Annotated in this window: 15 protein-coding genes; 2 read left to right on the top strand and 13 right to left on the bottom strand. The window is 64.2% G+C overall.

The window, feature by feature from the left end:
* Positions 1 to 72 precede the first annotated feature (72 nt).
* Positions 73 to 1,932, top strand: coding sequence for a DNA/RNA non-specific endonuclease (locus tag ARTSIC4J27_RS04880; protein WP_050054100.1), 1,860 nt, complete (start codon positions 73 to 75; stop codon positions 1,930 to 1,932).
* 37 nt (positions 1,933 to 1,969) lie between these two features.
* On the opposite strand, the gene ARTSIC4J27_RS04875 is transcribed toward ARTSIC4J27_RS04880, so the two are convergent.
* The 9 genes from ARTSIC4J27_RS04875 to pdhA form a co-directional block, all read right to left on the bottom strand.
* Positions 1,970 to 2,200 carry a hypothetical protein gene (locus tag ARTSIC4J27_RS04875; protein ID WP_050054099.1) on the bottom strand — a complete coding sequence of 77 codons (231 nt, stop codon included), beginning with the start codon at positions 2,198 to 2,200 and terminating at the stop codon, positions 1,970 to 1,972.
* A gap of 50 nt (positions 2,201 to 2,250) precedes the next feature.
* A complete protein-coding gene (locus ARTSIC4J27_RS04870) occupies positions 2,251 to 3,579 on the bottom strand; it encodes a S8 family serine peptidase (RefSeq protein WP_050054098.1) in 1,329 nt (442 codons plus the stop codon).
* 37 nt (positions 3,580 to 3,616) lie between these two features.
* Positions 3,617 to 5,200: an esterase/lipase family protein gene (locus ARTSIC4J27_RS04865; RefSeq protein WP_050054097.1), complete on the bottom strand. Its 1,584-nt coding sequence runs from the start codon at positions 5,198 to 5,200 to the stop codon at positions 3,617 to 3,619.
* Between the two features lie 42 nt (positions 5,201 to 5,242).
* Entirely contained in the window at positions 5,243 to 6,034 is a 792-nt protein-coding gene (locus tag ARTSIC4J27_RS04860) for an AfsR/SARP family transcriptional regulator (RefSeq protein ID WP_050054096.1), read from the bottom strand.
* A gap of 156 nt (positions 6,035 to 6,190) precedes the next feature.
* Positions 6,191 to 6,829 (bottom strand): hypothetical protein, encoded by a 639-nt coding sequence (locus ARTSIC4J27_RS04855; RefSeq protein WP_050054095.1) that lies wholly within the window; start codon positions 6,827 to 6,829, stop codon positions 6,191 to 6,193.
* An 18-nt stretch (positions 6,830 to 6,847) separates the two neighbouring features.
* Positions 6,848 to 7,657, bottom strand: a complete 810-nt coding sequence (locus ARTSIC4J27_RS04850; RefSeq protein ID WP_152683786.1) for a hypothetical protein — start codon at positions 7,655 to 7,657, stop codon at positions 6,848 to 6,850.
* A 592-nt stretch (positions 7,658 to 8,249) separates the two neighbouring features.
* Complete coding sequence (locus tag ARTSIC4J27_RS04845) at positions 8,250 to 9,776, bottom strand: dihydrolipoamide acetyltransferase family protein (protein ID WP_050054093.1); 1,527 nt, start codon at positions 9,774 to 9,776, stop codon at positions 8,250 to 8,252.
* A gap of 2 nt (positions 9,777 to 9,778) precedes the next feature.
* Entirely contained in the window at positions 9,779 to 10,891 is a 1,113-nt protein-coding gene (locus tag ARTSIC4J27_RS04840) for an alpha-ketoacid dehydrogenase subunit beta (RefSeq protein WP_050054092.1), read from the bottom strand.
* Positions 10,888 to 12,108, bottom strand: a complete 1,221-nt coding sequence (gene pdhA, locus ARTSIC4J27_RS04835; RefSeq protein WP_050054091.1) for a pyruvate dehydrogenase (acetyl-transferring) E1 component subunit alpha — start codon at positions 12,106 to 12,108, stop codon at positions 10,888 to 10,890. Before pdhA ends, ARTSIC4J27_RS04840 begins: the two co-directional genes overlap by 4 nt.
* 317 nt (positions 12,109 to 12,425) lie before the next feature.
* Here pdhA and ARTSIC4J27_RS04830 point away from each other — a divergent pair, with 317 nt between their 5' ends.
* Positions 12,426 to 13,010 carry a ParB N-terminal domain-containing protein gene (locus ARTSIC4J27_RS04830; RefSeq protein WP_152683785.1) on the top strand — a complete coding sequence of 195 codons (585 nt, stop codon included), beginning with the start codon at positions 12,426 to 12,428 and terminating at the stop codon, positions 13,008 to 13,010.
* Here the strand turns inward: ARTSIC4J27_RS04830 and ARTSIC4J27_RS04825 are convergent.
* From ARTSIC4J27_RS04825 to ARTSIC4J27_RS04810, 4 genes are all read right to left on the bottom strand, one after another.
* Positions 13,007 to 13,717: a hypothetical protein gene (locus ARTSIC4J27_RS04825; RefSeq protein WP_152683784.1), complete on the bottom strand. Its 711-nt coding sequence runs from the start codon at positions 13,715 to 13,717 to the stop codon at positions 13,007 to 13,009. The genes ARTSIC4J27_RS04830 and ARTSIC4J27_RS04825 overlap by 4 nt on opposite strands.
* Positions 13,714 to 14,379, bottom strand: coding sequence for a DedA family protein (locus tag ARTSIC4J27_RS04820; protein WP_161799542.1), 666 nt, complete (start codon positions 14,377 to 14,379; stop codon positions 13,714 to 13,716). Before ARTSIC4J27_RS04820 ends, ARTSIC4J27_RS04825 begins: the two co-directional genes overlap by 4 nt.
* Positions 14,380 to 14,425: 46 nt before the next feature.
* Positions 14,426 to 14,920, bottom strand: a complete 495-nt coding sequence (locus tag ARTSIC4J27_RS23525) for a hypothetical protein (protein ID WP_407681118.1) — start codon at positions 14,918 to 14,920, stop codon at positions 14,426 to 14,428.
* Positions 14,921 to 15,065: 145 nt separating this feature from the next.
* On the bottom strand, positions 15,066 to 16,631 hold the full coding sequence (locus ARTSIC4J27_RS04810) for an Hsp70 family protein (RefSeq protein ID WP_050054212.1): 1,566 nt from the start codon (positions 16,629 to 16,631) through the stop codon (positions 15,066 to 15,068).
* Position 16,632 lies beyond the last annotated feature (1 nt).

Here is a 16,632-nt window from a genome sequence, read left to right as displayed (position 1 = left end):
GCAGGAGCCGTAAGGTACGACGGCGGCGCGCGGCCGCCGTCGTACATCACCTCTGAAGGAAATGGACATGGCATGAACACCACCCACCGCCCCGGCGCGGAGGCAACGTCCGACGACGAGCAGATGATGGCCTCGCTGCGGCAGTTCATCAGGACCAGGGGCGCCGCCTACCTCGAGGACCCGAACATCACCTCGATCGGGGTGGGCCACAAAGTGGTGGACGGCAAACCGACAGGCGAGATCGCCATCCAGTTCACCGTGGGTGAGAAGGCGGCGCCGGAAGCCCTGGACGCGCTCAACACCACCCCCATACCTGAAGCGATCGTGGTGGACGGGGTCCCCGTGCCCACCGACGTTATTGAGCGGAACTACCGTCCCTCGTTCCGGGCAGTAGCCGAGGCGGAGCCGCCGGCCACCAAAGTCCGGCTCGATCCCATCCGGCCAGGGGTCAGTGTGGGCCACATCCGGTCCAGCGCCGGCACCATCGGCTGCATCGTGTACGACAGGCACGAGGGGACACCCATGATCCTCAGCAACTGGCATGTGCTGCACGGCGATTCCGGCATCCTGGGCGATGCGGTGGTCCAGCCGGGCCCGCACGACGACAACCGGGTGAACGCCAACGGACTCGGCAGGCTGGTGCGGTCCCACCTGGGCGTGGCGGGAGATTGCGCTGTGGCCACCATCGAACAGCGCGGATTCACTACCGCTATCCAGTCTCTGGACGTGACTCCGGATCAGCTCGGCGAACCCGAAATCGGGGACAAGGTGGTCAAAAGCGGCCGGACCACGGGGGTGACCCATGGGACGGTGCGCCGGGTGGATGTGATCGCCAAACTTCGTTACGGCAATGCTGGGACGCACGCCATCGGCGGCTTCGAGATCGGCCCGGACCCGGACAATCCCCCGGTGGACGGGGAAATCAGCCGCGGCGGCGACTCGGGGTCGGTCTGGATTTTCAAGACCCCTTCCGGCGAGCTCACCACCGTCCTGGCGGGCCTGCATTTCGGCGGGGAAACGGGCGACAGCCCGGACGAGCACGCCCTTGCCTGCCTGCCCCAGTCGGTGTTTGAAAAGCTGGAGATCACCCTGCGTCCGCCGGCAGCTCCTGAGGCCGGCGAGGATGTTCGCGAAGGGTTCGCCAGCGATTTCCTCGGCCCCCGCATCGGCCTGCCCACGCTCGCCGCTGACCTGGACAGTGACGCTGTCCGCCTCGCCGGCTCGGAGGTTATCCCTTACACCCACTTTTCACTCTCGATGAGCAAGTCCCGGCGGTTTGCCCGCTGGGTGGGGTGGAACATCGACGGCGCCGGCCTGATAAAGCTCAGCCGGAGCGGCATCGACTTCATCAAGGACCCCCGCATCCCGGCCGACGTCCAGACCGGGGACGAGCTGTACCGCGGCAACCGGCTGGACCGTGGGCACCTCGCCCGCCGCGCCGATCTGGTCTGGGGAGAGCTGGACGAGGCCGGCCGGGCCAACAAGGACTCCTTCTACTTCACCAACATCACCCCGCAGATGGATGATTTCAACCAAAGCAGCAAGAACGGGGTCTGGGGCCGGATCGAGGACGCGGTGTTCGCCGACGTCGACGTCGACGACCTCAAAGTCAGTGTGTTCGGCGGGCCGGTCCTCCAGGATGATGACCGCGCTTACCGGGGCACCCGCCTGCCGCGCGAATACTGGAAAATCGTCGCGTTTATGGAGCAGGGACAGCTCAAGAGCAGGGCTTTCCTCCTGACCCAGAACCTCAACCAGGTGGAAGCGCTCGAACTCGACGAATTCCGTGTTTTCCAGGTTGCCGTGACCGAAATCGAGGAACGGACCAGCCTGCAGTTCGCGGACACGCTGCGGCAGGCTGACACGCTTGTGGTCCCGGAGTCGGTGGGCGACCGGCGGCCGCTGGAGGATCCGTCCGATATCCAGTGGTGAGCCTCCAGTCGTGAGCCTCCAGGGGCAGGCCGTTCGCCTACTGGATGTCTGCCGCCGGCGGCGGGAGCCGGTATCCCCGGTCCTCGTCCACGGACTGCACGCCGTGCACGGACTTCAGGGCGGGCAGGCTGTCATCCGGGGCTGACCCCGTGATGAAGCCCATCTGCAGCACTTGTTCCACCTGCATGCCGCGGGCGCGCAGGGCGTCCGCGACATCGGCGACGGTGGACACATGCTCCGGGTCCACCGTGATGTTGATGTTGACCATGCTTCAGATTATCCTCGCCGCGGTGCTCACAGCGGTGCTCACATCGGTGCTCACAGCGGGGCGATGACCAGGCCGGAGCCAACGTCCACGGACGGCGCAATCAGGCGGTCGCTTTCCTGGACCAGCGAGGACCATAGTTCCCGTCCGCGGAAGCCGGTGGCCTGTGCCCAGAGGGCGGCAATGCCGGCGGCGTGGGGTGTTGCCATGCTGGTGCCGCTGATGCTCCGGTACCGGGCGGGCATGGGCCAGGACGAGTAGACCTGCCAGCCGGGGCCGGCAACGTCAACCTGCCCGCCGCGCACCGGCAGGCTGCGTGCGGAGAAGAAGGCGAGATCCAGCTGATGGTCCAAGGCGCCCACGGCCATGATGAAGGGGCTGTTGGCCGGGGTGCCCACAAAGCCGTTGTTGCCCTGGAGCCGCTTGGCGTTGTTTCCGGCGGCGGCGATGATCAGTGTCCCGGCGTCCAGGGCCCGTTCGCCCGCCGCCACATAGGGCGGGTGGATCTGTGGCACGTCGGCTCCAAGGGACATGGAAATGATGGCGCAGCCGCTGGTCAAGGCCCAGTCGATGCCGGCCAGGATGCCCGCGTCACTTCCCGAACCGGCGTTGCTGAGCACCTTGCCGGCGAAAATCTCCGCCTCGTAGGCAACGCCGTAGCGCGGACCCGTGGAGGGGGACTTGGAGCCGCAGGATGTGCCGATGCAGTGCGTGCCGTGCCCGTGTCCGTCCGTGGCAGACTCCCCCGGGATGAAGGAGCGCACGGTGATGTTGCGTCCGGCGAAGTCCGGGTGGGTTGAGTCGAAGCCGGTGTCCAGGACAGCCACCTTGACCCCGCGCCCGGAATAGTGGGATGAGTGGGCCTGGACCGCCTGCAGCCCCCACGTGAACTGGGCCGTGTCCTGGAAGATGGGCACCGTTGGGGGTGCCGCTACCGCCGCACCCCGGCCGTTTCCGCCGTTGAGGCGGGTGTCCAGGTCCAGGACGGCGTCGCGGTAGCCCCTGACATATTCAGTGGGGCCGGCCGGCAGAACGTGGTGGATCAGTTCCGGCGATACGGACAACACGGCACCCTGTACTGCTTCGGTGGTCTGCAGCGCGCCGATCTGCTCCGGCTCCGCCGAAACTACGGCGATGCCCAGGGAACTGAAGAACGTGGCGTCTGCGCCGCTGGTTTCCGAGACATCCACTTCGCGGTCCGTGAAGTCACGCGAGTCCGCCACGTTGGACAGTCCTGCCGATTCCAGGACCGAGGACGGGCTGCCCTCTTCCCGGGCGAAGACCACGATGAACCGGCCGGTGGTCTCGGCGCCGGAATAGTCCGCCTCCGGAACGGAGCCGGACGCGTTCTCGGACGAGGGGAAGGAATTCGGGTCAATCATTTCAGGTCTCCTTTGAGCGGGCGGATGGTGAACGGTGTCAGAGGGCCAGTGTCCTGGGGGTCACTGTCAGGCGGAGGCCGGCTTTTTGTCCGAGGAGGCTCCGGGACATGGCGGGAACGGGAATTAATCCCTGCCAGCGGTTGGGAGTGGGATCGATGTCCTTGAGTTGGTCCTGATCGCCGGCATCCCAGTTGCGCAGGGCGCCGGGAATAGTGCTGTTCCACGCTGCCCAGGCCTTTGGCAAAGGCACGCCCGCGGAGGGTGGTTCGATTTCCACCAGCAGTGTGTCCTGCCAGTCCTCGGTCTGCTCCAGATGGTCGGCAAAGAAGAAATGCCCGTCCTTTTCGATGATGGACATCAGCGTCAGCTTGAGTGCCTGGCGCAGGCGGGGTACTTCCTTTCCGTCCACGCGCGGCCGTGGGGCGTGGGACGAAAGGAACGTGGTCAAAAGCGGGACCGGTGAGTCGATGGGGTCCCCTTCTTTCCAGTGCTCGATCTGGACCGGACAGAAGTGGGCCGCACTTTGTTCATGGACCAGGACGGGCAGGCCCCGGATGGCCAGGCCCACGTCGAGTTGGTATTCGACTTCCGGCGGGTCGGCCACGCCCACGGTGAAGCCGACCAGTTCCACCTCCACTTTGAGGTCGCCGAAAAGGAAGCGCTGGAGGTTCTGGTAGCCCTCTTCTGAGTTGACGATGCCGTAGCGTCCGCTGTGGCTGCGGTGCACCACCGCCACCACGGCGCCTTTGACGGCGGCGTTGTCGATCTGGACCAGCCCGTCGCTGCGGGCACCCACGGCTTTGGAGGACAAGCCAAGGGCCACATCGTAATCCTCCGGGTTGGAGCCCACCAGGCAGAAGAGTTCCTCCACGGGGAACCCGTCGTCGGGCATCTCGGTGGCCCGGAAGCTCTCGCGTGTCCGGATCCGGCGGAGCGCGGGCGGCGTGAGGTATTCATACATACGGTCGGGTCCGAAGATATCTGCCCCCTGGAAGCGTGTGGCGTCCCGGAGCTTCTCGAACAGGCCCAGGCCGACGGCGAACCGGATGCCGCCGTGCGGAGTGGCATACGTGAAGACCCTGGCGACGTATCTGGCACCTGCTGCGGGGTCGATCCGGCCGTCGTCGCCGGCCAGGCTTTCAGGGATGACACGCTGCAGGAGCGAGCGGCAGATGAGCCCTCCCATGGAGTGCGCCACCAGGAAGACCTTGGGGGCACCGGTTTTTTCCAGCACAAGTTTGATCATGCTGAAGAGGTCCTTTGCCGCTTCCTCGAACGTGAACTTTTCAGGTTCCTCATCGAAGGTGTCTGCTGCGTCGTCGTAGAAGCGGTGGATCCAGATCGAGGCGGGGTTGACGGATTTGGCGTCCGCGGTATTAAGGAATGCCCATTGGTCGCCGTGGACCGGCACCTCGTACTTGTGGTCTGCCACCAGGCGCAGCATCGGCGACTCGAACTGGTGGAATTTTGCCCGGCCGCCGCCATCGGCGCGGACGTGGACCGAGCCTTGGCTGAATCCGTAAAAGGGGTCGTCAACTGCACTGTTCACCGCGGAGCCGGTACCCGCAAAGCCGCGGACGTAGATCACCGGCAGCCGGCCGTCATGAGGGGTGTTTCCCATGGGGAGAGTGGAGCATGGGAACCGTTACGGCTGCGTTACTGCCTAGGTGGGGTTGAGCGCTGGCCGCCCGCCCAGCAGGGACTCGGCCGCTGCAACCAGGCGGTCTGCAACCGGATGGGCCTGGCGGTCAAGGAGGTCGGCCACGAGGGCGGTGAGGGGTCCGGAGGGCAACAGGCCCAGGTCCTTCGCCAGCTGCTCCCGGTACCGCTCGTAGGCGCGCAGCGCTGCGCCGGGATTTTCACGCTGCAGTTCGGCCGCGATAAGCCACGAAACGGCGCGCTCGTAGAGCGGCTCGATTTCCAGTGTGGCGTGGGCAGCTTCCGCTGCTGTTTCGGAGTCACGTGCGGCGAGGGACTTCCGCGCCAGCAGGGCGAGGGCCTGGAAGCGGTCCTCGGTCAGGCGGTTTTGTGCGGTGACCACCCAGTCCTCGTACCAGCCGGGGAGGAGTTCGGCGTCACGCAGCTCGTGCAAAAAGGAGGCACCGTTATCGGTGTGCCGGTCTTCCTGCAAAGCCCGGATCCGGGACCGGATGCGCTGCACATCCACGTCCACCCGCTCGTCCAGCGACAGCATTGCTCCGCCATTAACGAGCAGCCCGGGCACCTGGCGGGAAATCAGGTGCACCGTGACGCGCAGGCTTTCCAGTGCCCTGGCGTCGGGGTACTCCGGCCACAAAAGGCCGCTGAGATACCCCCGCATGCTTGGTCCGCGCAAGGCCAGGGCAGCAATAAGGCGCTGCTGGCGCGTTGCAACGTGGAGAATTTCCTCGTCCCGGCGAAGCCGCCAGGACCGAATTAAGTCCAGTTGTAGTTCCCCATAGCCGACGGTGCCCATGGAAACCTGATTTCCGATTTGTCAAAAGGATGAAGCAGGTATGAATGAGCATCCTCAGTAAGAACAGCGCTGTCAATAAGCTGCTTCCCCCTATTTCGATAGGAGAGCGCACTCTCTCCTACCGGTCAACAAATAAGTCATAGGAGGAACAAACCATTACTTCAATGTGGGAACCACTTTCCTGAGCGGTGCGCCAACGGCAGGAGTCGGCGTTGCAGGCTTGGTGGTCGCAGGCCCCGTCGTCGCGGTCCCTGTACTTCCCGACGTCGATGCTGACGGTGAGGTGGTCGACGGCGACGGCGCGGGCTGGGACATGGAACCTGTAGTGGGTGGCAAGGTTGCGTTGGGGGCCGCTCCCGCCGCCGCAGTGAGCGGGACCGAAATGCCCTTGCGCACTGACCCTTCCTTCGCGTCCGGTTCAGCGACGGATACCTCCAGGTTTGCCTCCCGCACCTTTGTGGCGGTCCATTCTCCGCGCACCAGGCATTTTTCACCAGGCTTCAGGATTCCAGTGCAGCCGTTGAAAATGACGCGGAACGCCACATTGTTGATTCCGGCATCGGGCACGCTCACGTCGGAATCCGTGCCGTTGGTGATTTCTATCGACTCCATCGTGCCGGCTTCGGCGATGGGGCTGGTATGGGCGGCCTGCACTACCCAGTTGTCCTCGCCGATCCGCACCCTGTTTTCAACCACCGGCTGCGAGTCCTCGGTCCTGGTGTCCCCCGCTCCCCCGGGACCGGTGCAGGCTGGCAGGATTCCCGCGGCAAGAACGAGTGCCGCAAATTTTCCCATTGTCAGATGTTTCAACTTTCAGCCTCCCGGAATGAATTCCACCCGGTATTCCGGATTGTCTTCCAGAATGATGGCCACGCCGTTGTCGCGCCGCCAGCCTTCCGGCAGAAGAAAGAACTTATCGGCGCTCCTGGTGACAAACTTCAGTCCCGTGTATTTGAAGTGGTACTTCGCTTCCGGGTCCGGTATCCTCTCCTCCCGGACCGGGCCGGCCAGCGCCAGCGACTGGACGCTGTAAACAACCACGGAGGGACGCTTGGCCAGCTCGCGCGCGTATTCCCGGGATCTGCCTGTACCCAGGGCCCCGGCGTACAGCGAGCAGGCCCAGAAAAGTGCCAGCACCACCAGCAGCACGGTGCACACGTAGCCGAGTTTTTCCCACATGGGTAGATACCTGAGCGTGTGCCCTGTTGAGGTGGCCAGTCTCCGAAGGACCCAAAAGGCGTAGGCGCTGACCGCAACGCCGCTGCCCAGGGCCGCCGGTTCGAAGAGGAACGGGGTTCTGAAGGGAGGTTCCTCGAAGATCACCCACACGCCAAGCGCGGTGACAAGAAGGCCTGCGGCGAGGATCATCCACGCGCCGAAGAAGGCGTACCGGTGTACCCCTGGCCGGCCGATGATGTTGGCGGTAAAGGCGTGTATTCCAATGCAGATAACGCTGATGAGAAGGACGGATATTGCGGGCACGATGATCGCGTCGGCGCTTCGCAGCAGATAGTCCACGGTGGAATATTCGAGGATGCTCTGGTCAATGCCGAAATAGGCGGTCCGGGTGGCAGTCATGGTCCAGCCGAACCAGAATGCCAGGGCCGTGGCAATTGTGGTCAAGGGCGCAATGATGGCAAACCACTGCACTATCGAGTGGCTGAGATCCGTGCCAGTACGCGCGGCTGGAGGGCCCTTCCGCCGGGCGGGACCGCGACGGACTGTGCCGGACCAGGCGGCTGCCGGCACGGTCGATCGACGGCTGCGCTGTGCGTCCGGCCGGCGTCCCGGAACCCTCCCGGAGTTCACTGTTGCTCCTCATGCCTGGTAGGCATTTCGCATTTGCTCACACACACCGTTACTGCGGTGTTACTGCCCCGAAGGAAGGCGTACGACGGCGGCACGCGCCGCCGTTGGACGCCTCACCTTCGGGCGGTGGCTGAGCCCGGGCTCCCACCGCGCCGGGTTCCCTGGCCAAGCTGGCCAAGGTGGAAGCCTTCCTCACGACACGCAAAAGGGATGACGCTACCCATATTTGGGTAGCGTCATCCCTTTTGCGTAGCGGCAAAGATTATGCGCGTCGAAAACGTCAGCGCCCAGTCCCGAAGGCGACACCGAGTGAGAGAGCGATTGAGTTAACCCGACATCGAGTGAGCGAGCGTTTGGATAAAACCGACATTAAGTGAGAGAGCGTCGGTGGGGGTGGGTGCTGGGGTTAGAGGTCCGCGAGGAGGTTGGTTGGGTTTTCGATGGCGTCGGCTACGAAGCGGAGGAAGCCTGCCGCGGTGCCGCCGTCGCAGACGCGGTGGTCGAAGGTGAGGGTTACCTCGGTGACCTTGCGGACTGCCAGCTCGCCGTTCACCACCCACGGCTTGTCGATGATGCGGCCGACGCCGAGGATGGCCACTTCCGGGTGGTTGATGATCGCCGCTGAGCCGTCCACGCCGAACACTCCGTAGTTGTTGAGCGTGAACGTGCCGCTGCCCAGCTCCGTGGGCGTGGCCTTGCCCTGGCGTGCGACGTCGGTCAGCCGGCGGATCTCCGCGTCCAGCTCGCGAGCGCTGAGCTTCTCGGCCGCGCGTACCGACGGCACTACCAACCCGCGGTCGGTCTGGGCGGCGAAGCCGAGGTTGATCCCCTCGAACGAGACGATCTCCTGCGACCCGTCGGACGCGGTCTCGATCCGAGTGTTCAGCTCCGGGTGCCTTTTCAGCCCGGCCGTGACAAAGCGGGCGATGAACGCGAGCAGGCCCGGAACATCCGAACTGCCGGCTTTGAGTTCCTTGCGGAGCTCAACGAGCGCAGTGGCGTCGACATCCACCCAGACAGTCGCCTCGGGGATCTCCGAGCGACTGCGCGTCATGTTCGCCGCAACGGCCTTGCGTACTCCCTTCACAGGTGTGCGGGAAGAGATGGCGAGGCCGGTGCGGGCGTCAGTGCCCTGGGTTTCGATGGGCATGGTCCGGGCCGGTTTGGTTTCGACAGGCTCAACCACCGGGCTCGGCTTGGTTTCGACAGGTTCAACCGCCGGCGCACTGATCGCCTTTTCAACGTCTTTGCGCATGATGAGCCCACCCTCGCCGGAGCCGGGAAGCTCTCCGAGGTCGACGCCGTGCTCCCGGGCCATACGACGGACCAGCGGGGAGATCACTGCACCGAGCCTGCCGGGGACGCGGGTGCGCAGGATGGAGAGGTCGTCGAGGTCCTTGGTTTCGGTTGCCGTGGAAACGGGCTCAGCCACCGCAACAGGTGACTTGCGAGCGCGGGTCCTGCGGGCAACGCCATGCCCACCTGGAGTTCCGTACCCGATCAACACATTCCCGGACCCGGCCTTTTCTTCTTCCCGGTAGGTCTCAGCTGCCGCCTCAGCGACCGCCGACGCGGATGATGCCGCCCCGGGAGTGGCATCGGGCCTGTCGGAGCCGGACGGCATGCTGCTTGCAGCATTGCCGTCCGGCGAAGGGGCGGGGGCGGCATCATCCGTGGCGATACCCGTAGAAAATGGCGTCACCGAGATCAGCGGCTTCCCCACGTCCAGGGTCTCCCCCGGCTGCCCGTGCAGCTCCGCCACAATCCCGGCATACGGCGAAGGCACCTCAACTGTGGACTTCGCGGTCTCCACCTCGGCGATCGGCTGGTCCACGGCAATCGTGTCCCCCACCGAAACGTGCCAGGACACCAGCTCCGCCTCGGTCAGCCCCTCGCCCAGGTCGGGCAACAAAAACACGCGCGCTTCACTCATAATCAGTTCTCCCACTGCAGGTCGTCGACGGCGTCGAGGATGCGGTCCACGCCGGGCAGGTAGTACTTCTCAAGCTTGGGCGCCGGGTACGGGATGTCGAACCCGGTGACGCGGCGGATGGGGGCGGCCAGGTAATGGAAGCAGCGCTCCTGCACCCGGGCCACAATCTCGGAGGACACGGACGCGAAGCCGTGCGCCTCGGCGATCACCACGGCCCGGCCGGTCTTCCGCACCGACTCGCACACCGTCTCGTCGTCGAACGGCACAATCGTCCGCACGTCAATCACTTCCAGCGAGCGCCCCTCCAACGCAGCAGCCTCGGCGGCGGCGAGCGCGGTGGGCACGGACGGACCGTACGCGATCAGTGTCGCGTCAGTGCCGGGACGCGCGACGGCGGCACGCCCCTCAGTGGCAAGGCCCGCCGTCGTGCCTTCCAGGTAAGAGGACTTCAACGAAGGCAAATCCACCAGGTCCTTGGACCAGTACAGCTTCTTCGGCTCCATAAACACCACGGGATCGTCCGAGTCGATCGCCTCGCGGAGCATCCGGTACCCGTCCGCCACGGTGGCCGGGGTGTACACCTTCAGGCCGGCGGTGTGGGCGTAGTAGGACTCGGAGGAATCGCAGTGGTGCTCCACTCCCCCGATGCCGCCGCCGTACGGCACCCGGATCACCATGGGCAGCTTCACCGCGCCGCGGGTCCGGTTGTGCATCTTGGCCACGTGGCTGACGATCTGCTCGAACGCCGGGTAGGCGAACGCGTCGAACTGCATCTCCACCACCGGGCGCATCCCGTTGATGGCCATGCCCACGGCCATGCCCACAATGCCGGACTCGGCCAGCGGGGTGTCGAAGCAGCGCTGCTCCCCGAACGTGGCGGTCAGCCCGTCGGTAATCCGGAACACCCCGCCCAGCGTCCCCACGTCCTCGCCGAACACCAGAACAGAGGAGTCAGCGTGCATGGCGTCAACCAAAGCGGTGTTCAACGCCTTGGCCATGGTGACCGGCTGCGGGCCGGCGGCCTCGGCAGAGGCAGCGGCGGAGGCGGCTGCCCGGGCAGTGGCGGCGGAAACGTTGCCGTTGGCCTCGGATGAGGTGGTGATGGTGGGGCTCATTTGCCGGCCTCCTCGGTAGATGCTGCGTCGCGGGCGAGTTCGTCGGCGAGCAGGGCGGACTGTTCCTGCAACTGTGGTGTGGTCTTGGCGAAGACGTGGCGGAACAGCTCCTGCGGATCCACCGGCACGTCCTCGCTGAGGCCCTCGCGCAGCTGGCTGGCCACTGCTTCGGCGTGTGCGGCAATCCGCGACTCCACGGAATCGTCCAGCAGGCCGCGGTCCCTCAGGTAGGCGCGCATCCGGTTCACCGGGTCCTTCGCCCGCCACTCGGCAACTTCAGCGCTCTCCCGGTAGCGGGTGTCGTCGTCGGCATTCGTGTGCGCCTGCATGCGGTACGTGTTGGCCTCCACCAGCAGCGGCCCGGAGCCTTCCCGAGCGAGCTTAACGGCCCGGTCCAGGACAGCGAGGAGCGCGACAACGTCGTTGCCGTCCACGCGTTCGCCGGCCATGCCGTAGCCCACGGCCTTGTGCGCGAGCGACGGCGCCACGGACTGGTGTGCCAGCGGCACCGAGATGGCGTACTTGTTGTTCTGGACGAAGAAGATGACGGGCAGGTGGAAGACGGCGGCGAAGTTCAGGGCCTCGTGGAAGTCGCCTTCACTGGTGGCGCCGTCGCCGCACATGGCCAGCACCACGGTGTCCTCGCCGCGGAGCTTGGCGGCGTGGGCCACCCCCACGGCGTGCAGCAGCTGGGTGGTCAGCGGCGTGCACTGGATGCCCACCTTGTGCTCGAGGGGATCGAACCCGCCGTGCCAGTCGCCGCGGAAGATGGTCATCACCTGCACGGGGTCTACGCCGCGGGTCATCACGGCCACGGCGTCACGGTAGGTGGGGAACATCCAGTCGCCCTCGGACAGGCACAGGGCGGCCGCCACCTGGCAGGCTTCCTGGCCGTGGCTGGACGGGTACACGGCCATGCGGCCCTGCCGGACCAGTGCCGAGTTCTGGTCATTGACGCGGCGGCCGACGACGAGCTGCTCGTACGCTGCCAGCAGTTCCTCATCGCCGGGCAGGGGGTACTCGTGGCCGGGTTCGGTGCCCTGCTCACCTTCGGGCTTGAGCCGGCCCTCCGGGTCCACCATCTCGATCTGGTGCCGGGCGGGCAGCATGTAGTCCTCGGCCGTGATGCCGAACTTCTTGGCAGCCTCGGCGAGGGCATCCTCTGCCGGCACCGGGCCAGCGTGCTCGCGTGCGGTGTGGTCTGCGGAGATCGTCATTGTTCCGTCCTTCTGTTGCCACTATTCCTTCCCAGTATCTGCCCGCAGCTTGTTTCGTATCCAGCATCTGGAGGAATCGTGGAGAAGCTGCTCGATTCGGGCGTTGCCGGGAGACGAATTGCAACTGTGAGCCAGCTTACTGCGGCGGGTGTGGACAAAATGGCACGCAGGGTCGCGGTACGGAGCCGAGACCGCTGGACAACTCCCCGAGAGGACCCTTATGTCCCGGCACCCCCTAACATGCGGCTGCCGAGGCTTAGAATCAATGCGTCCAGTCTCAATCGGAGGAGTGTCCATTGGTTTGGCGTACGCGATTCTTGGCAGTCCCTACCGAGCGGCTACAACAAGGCGAGCCGGTAGCGATCTCTCCCAAGGCGACATTTGAGCAATTGAAGGCGTTTATGGCTCAGCTTCCGGCCGTCTACGACCAGATCCGGGACGGCGCGAGAACCGACGACTTTCGCCAAATGAGGCACAGCCACGATGCACAGACACAGGCCATCGGCAACGCCTATTATCACCTCTTCGCACCAGAGGGAATAGACCACAGGCTCGAAGCAGAAGTCGTTGAAGGCAGGGATCTGATCGTCACTCGCGGCCGGCACCGAGTGGAGGCCGCCCTTGAATTGGGACTACCCTACGTGCCGGTTCATGTCCGTGCCGCTGATGACCGGGCCCTGAATACCTTCACCCGCACTTTCGAAGAGACCCTTGAGCCCACAGCTCAGGGAGTGGTTTACGCGCAACGCGAGTTGGATGCTGAGCACCAGGCTGCACGTGCGGCTCGGGATCGATCCAGCACGCGAACTTCTGCCGGGCAGGCGCCAACCCGCGTGTCGCGTGTGAACTCCAATGGAATCCTGTCCACACCAGCCTCTACCCGGAACCGCAATCGGCGCTAACGACGTCGGTCGTTTCTAAAATCATCAAGTGCAAGCCCAAGAGACGCACTCGCCTGCTTAAATGATTGATGCGACTGCGTACTGAATTGCTTGACCACCAGGAGCTGGAGCAGCTGCTTTTCCCTGTCCGACGTTTGGGCCTTATTGTGAAAGCACGTATAGAAAATCGAGCCCGCGCCGTACTCCGCGTACGCCATGAGAGGTAGCCCGGCGTGCACACTGTCTACGCTCGACGTGAGAAGCGGCTCCACCTTCCCTCCTTGCAGAACAGCCCAAGCGCCCATATCGAACTCAACTTCGATGCGGCTTCCCAATACGTCCCTAAGCTCTGGGTCGGTGACATCCGCGGTCACCCGGCCCGAATTGCCCAAGTGGCCGCCAAAGTCGAAGAGGCCGGGAAAGGCCTGATCTATCAGACGGTCGGCGTGATCTGACGCATACACGCACCCTCCACTGTTAACAAATTCGGCCAACTGCAGGGCGTCTACGTCATCCGGCGTCCGGCAGTTCACAAAGAGCAGGGAACAATCGAAAGAACCTTGGAACGCTTCGAATTCGATACCCAAACCGGAAAGGATGTCGCCAATGTTGTCGTTTCCTGGACGGGTAACCAACACCTTCTGCTGTCCGAGCCGTGAAAGGTGTGGGCCATGCGGATATTCCGTGATCCCCGCTGAGAGCATTTTGCGGCGCCGCCATCGACTCATGCGACGTCCCGGGTGATTGCTGCCTGCCCTTTGTGGCTGCGTTCAATAAAGAACTGTGCAAGGACTGCGCCAGCAAACAGGCAGGCACCGAGAAGGGTCAGGAATACCCCGACGACGCCGTCGCCTTGCCGCAGTGAGGAGCTTGCCAGGGAGTAGGTTGTGATGTAGATGACGGACCAAAGGAGGCACGACGGGGCGGACCACGCCACGAAGCGGCGGAAGGGAAAGCCATTGACCCCAACCACGAAGGGGGTGACCGTGCGCAGGACGGGGATGAATCTCGACATCAGGATCGAAGGGCCCCCCCAGCGTTCCACCATGCGTCCCACAGACCCGATCCGATGTTCCCCCACTGGCCGGCGCAACCAACGGCCACGCCGGAATGCTGGGCCGGCCCAGCGGCCCAGCCAGTACCCGGAGACTTCACCGAGGAACGCACCGACGGACACAAGGATGCCGAGCAGGACGCCCTCAGGGACGCTTTGCACTGCCGCCGATGCGACGAGCATGACGGTATCGCCGGGAACCAGAAGGCCTGTGATGACGTTCGTTTCCAGGAACGCGGCTGCGCCTGCAAGGAGCGCCCGCAGTGTTGGGTCGACGGCTTGGATCTTGTCGATTACATCGCTGACGGGGCCACCGAGGTTTCTCAGCAGCCCCATCATTCCATCCCAGAACCCGTTCACGTTTCCAGCCCTTCCCACGCGCCTACGGCCACTTTTCAACGCCTCTGCGGGTTAGACCCTGCGCCATTGAAGCGATGGAATCGGCGAGGTTTTCTGACGTCGCAGTCCTTGGAGCCACACTCTCCGTAGAGATGGAAGCGAGCTCTTGAGCGCTCCCATCGCCCAAGCCGCACGTCAGGATGCGAATGTTGTCGGCTACGAGCTGATGCGCCTTCGCTTCGGCACTCTGCCGGTCTCCAAGGTCTCCATCTCCGAAGATGGCCACTACTTTGTCGCCCACGTCCACCGCCATCAGCTGGCTGTGCGCAAGCGTCAGGAATGGAACGGCGCTATTTCCGCCAGCCGCTTTCGCGCGCGCGAGCAGAGCCTTGGCACCCTTTGGATCGGCATGTGGGGGTGAGTCTTCTTCGACGGCGTGGTGCCAGAGGATCACACCCACTTGGTATCCTGCTCCGACAGCTTCATCGACGAATCGCTGACAGCCCTGGACCGCCTTGACGATCCGGTCGCCTTGCATCGACCCACTCACGTCCAAAGCGAGGACCACCGCCCCGCTGGATCGGGCCAGCAACCGCTTGAAGTTGGCACCTATGGGGTGCTCAGTAACACCGCCCGAACTAAATGACTTCCGAGTCCATCCTGCAGCCACTGCTTCCTCCGCCCTAGCGATCCAGTGTCAGGTTGCCAACGGTCCGCTGTTGTTCGGCGACTTCCGCGTCGTCCAAGACACCGTGGATGAAGGCCTCGACCACCAGTCCGGTCCGCGACACACCTTCAGCAGATTCAACAGTGATGCGTCCGTCAAGGTCTATCGAGACGAACAGCGTCAAGGGGCTCCCTGCCTGCCGTGGAGGTATGCCCACGATTTCACCCTCCAGAACGATCCGGTTGTCCGCAGGTTCCTTGGACGTCACCGAGCCACCTTGCTCGTAAAGTTGGACGCGGGCGCTCTCCTGCTCATGCACGATGGTCGCCACCACATGTTCTTTGCGGTTGATTGGCAGTGGAGTGTTTGCGAGCAGGAAGTGATGCACGTATGGCTTCTCCCTCCAGGGCTCCTGGCTGGAATGAATCAAAATGCCGATGGCTCGTGGCAGAACCGGCGTTATGCGGGCAACCGGTCCCGGCAGTCCTTGCCGGAAAGTGGAACTTGAGGTCCCGCCGGGCACGGTGCTCAACTGCTGGGCGAGGATGGCTGCCCCTCGGGCAACCGCCTTGTCTGGATCGATCAGACGAACAGGCAATTGGAGATGTTCACCGAGGGCTTCTCTGATCATGGGCATGCGGGTGGAGCCGCCCACGAGTAGGATCTGTCCCACCCGGGGCGTACCCAATGCAGAGGCCGACTGCACCACCCTGTCAACAGCGTCCAAGCACCGGACCACGAGGTCGCGCGAAACCTCTTCGAATGCCGCGCGACTCAGTTTAAGCTCAATTGATTCGCCTCGTAAGCGAACGCGCTCGATCACACTGTCCCGACCAGTGAGTTGGCGTTTGATGCGTTCGGATGCAACCTCTACCGCGCTTATCATCTCCTCGTCGTACCGGAGATCCGAGGCGTTCGGGAGCTTGTCCACCTGAACCCAAAGCAGGTCTTGAATCCGGCTGTCCCAGTCAAGGCCGCCGAGGCGCGTCTCGCCGTCCACAGCCCACACGCGCGGCGTACCGCGGTGCATCCCAACGACGGCGACGTCGAAGGTCCCGCCTCCGAGATCAAATACAAGTGATGTGATGTCCGGTTCGTCGGCCAATCCGTACGCGTATGCGGCTGCGACTGGTTCGGCAAGAAGCTCAAGGCACCGCAGGCCGCCAATCTCAGCGGCGGCGTAAGTGGCCTCCTTTTCGGCCACTCCAAAATAGGCAGGAACGGTGATGACTGCTGCCAGATCAGCGGGAGGAACACCCAGCGACTGGGAGGCGTCGGCGGCAAGATGGCGGAGGATGATCCCCGAGATACCCTCGGGCGTGTAATGCTTCCCGTGGTACTCGAGCGGAAACTCGCTCCCCATCTGCCTCTTGATTCCGGATACTACATTCCCGGGGTCGCGTTCAAGCATCCGTTTGGCTCGCTCCCCGACCAAGACGCGGTCCCCGGCGGAGAAATGCAACACCGACGGAGTCAGCTCCCCACCATCAGAGGACTCGACTACCGTCTCGCTGCCGTCGTGTTTACGGTGGATGACGCACGAGTATGTTGTCCCGAGATCGATTCCGATGCTGGTAGTCATC

This window comes from Pseudarthrobacter siccitolerans, from assembly GCF_001046895.1.
GTDB classification, from domain to species: domain Bacteria; phylum Actinomycetota; class Actinomycetes; order Actinomycetales; family Micrococcaceae; genus Arthrobacter; species Arthrobacter siccitolerans.
The sequence above is the reverse complement of the archived record's forward strand: the minus strand, read 5'-3'. Positions and strand labels throughout refer to the sequence as shown.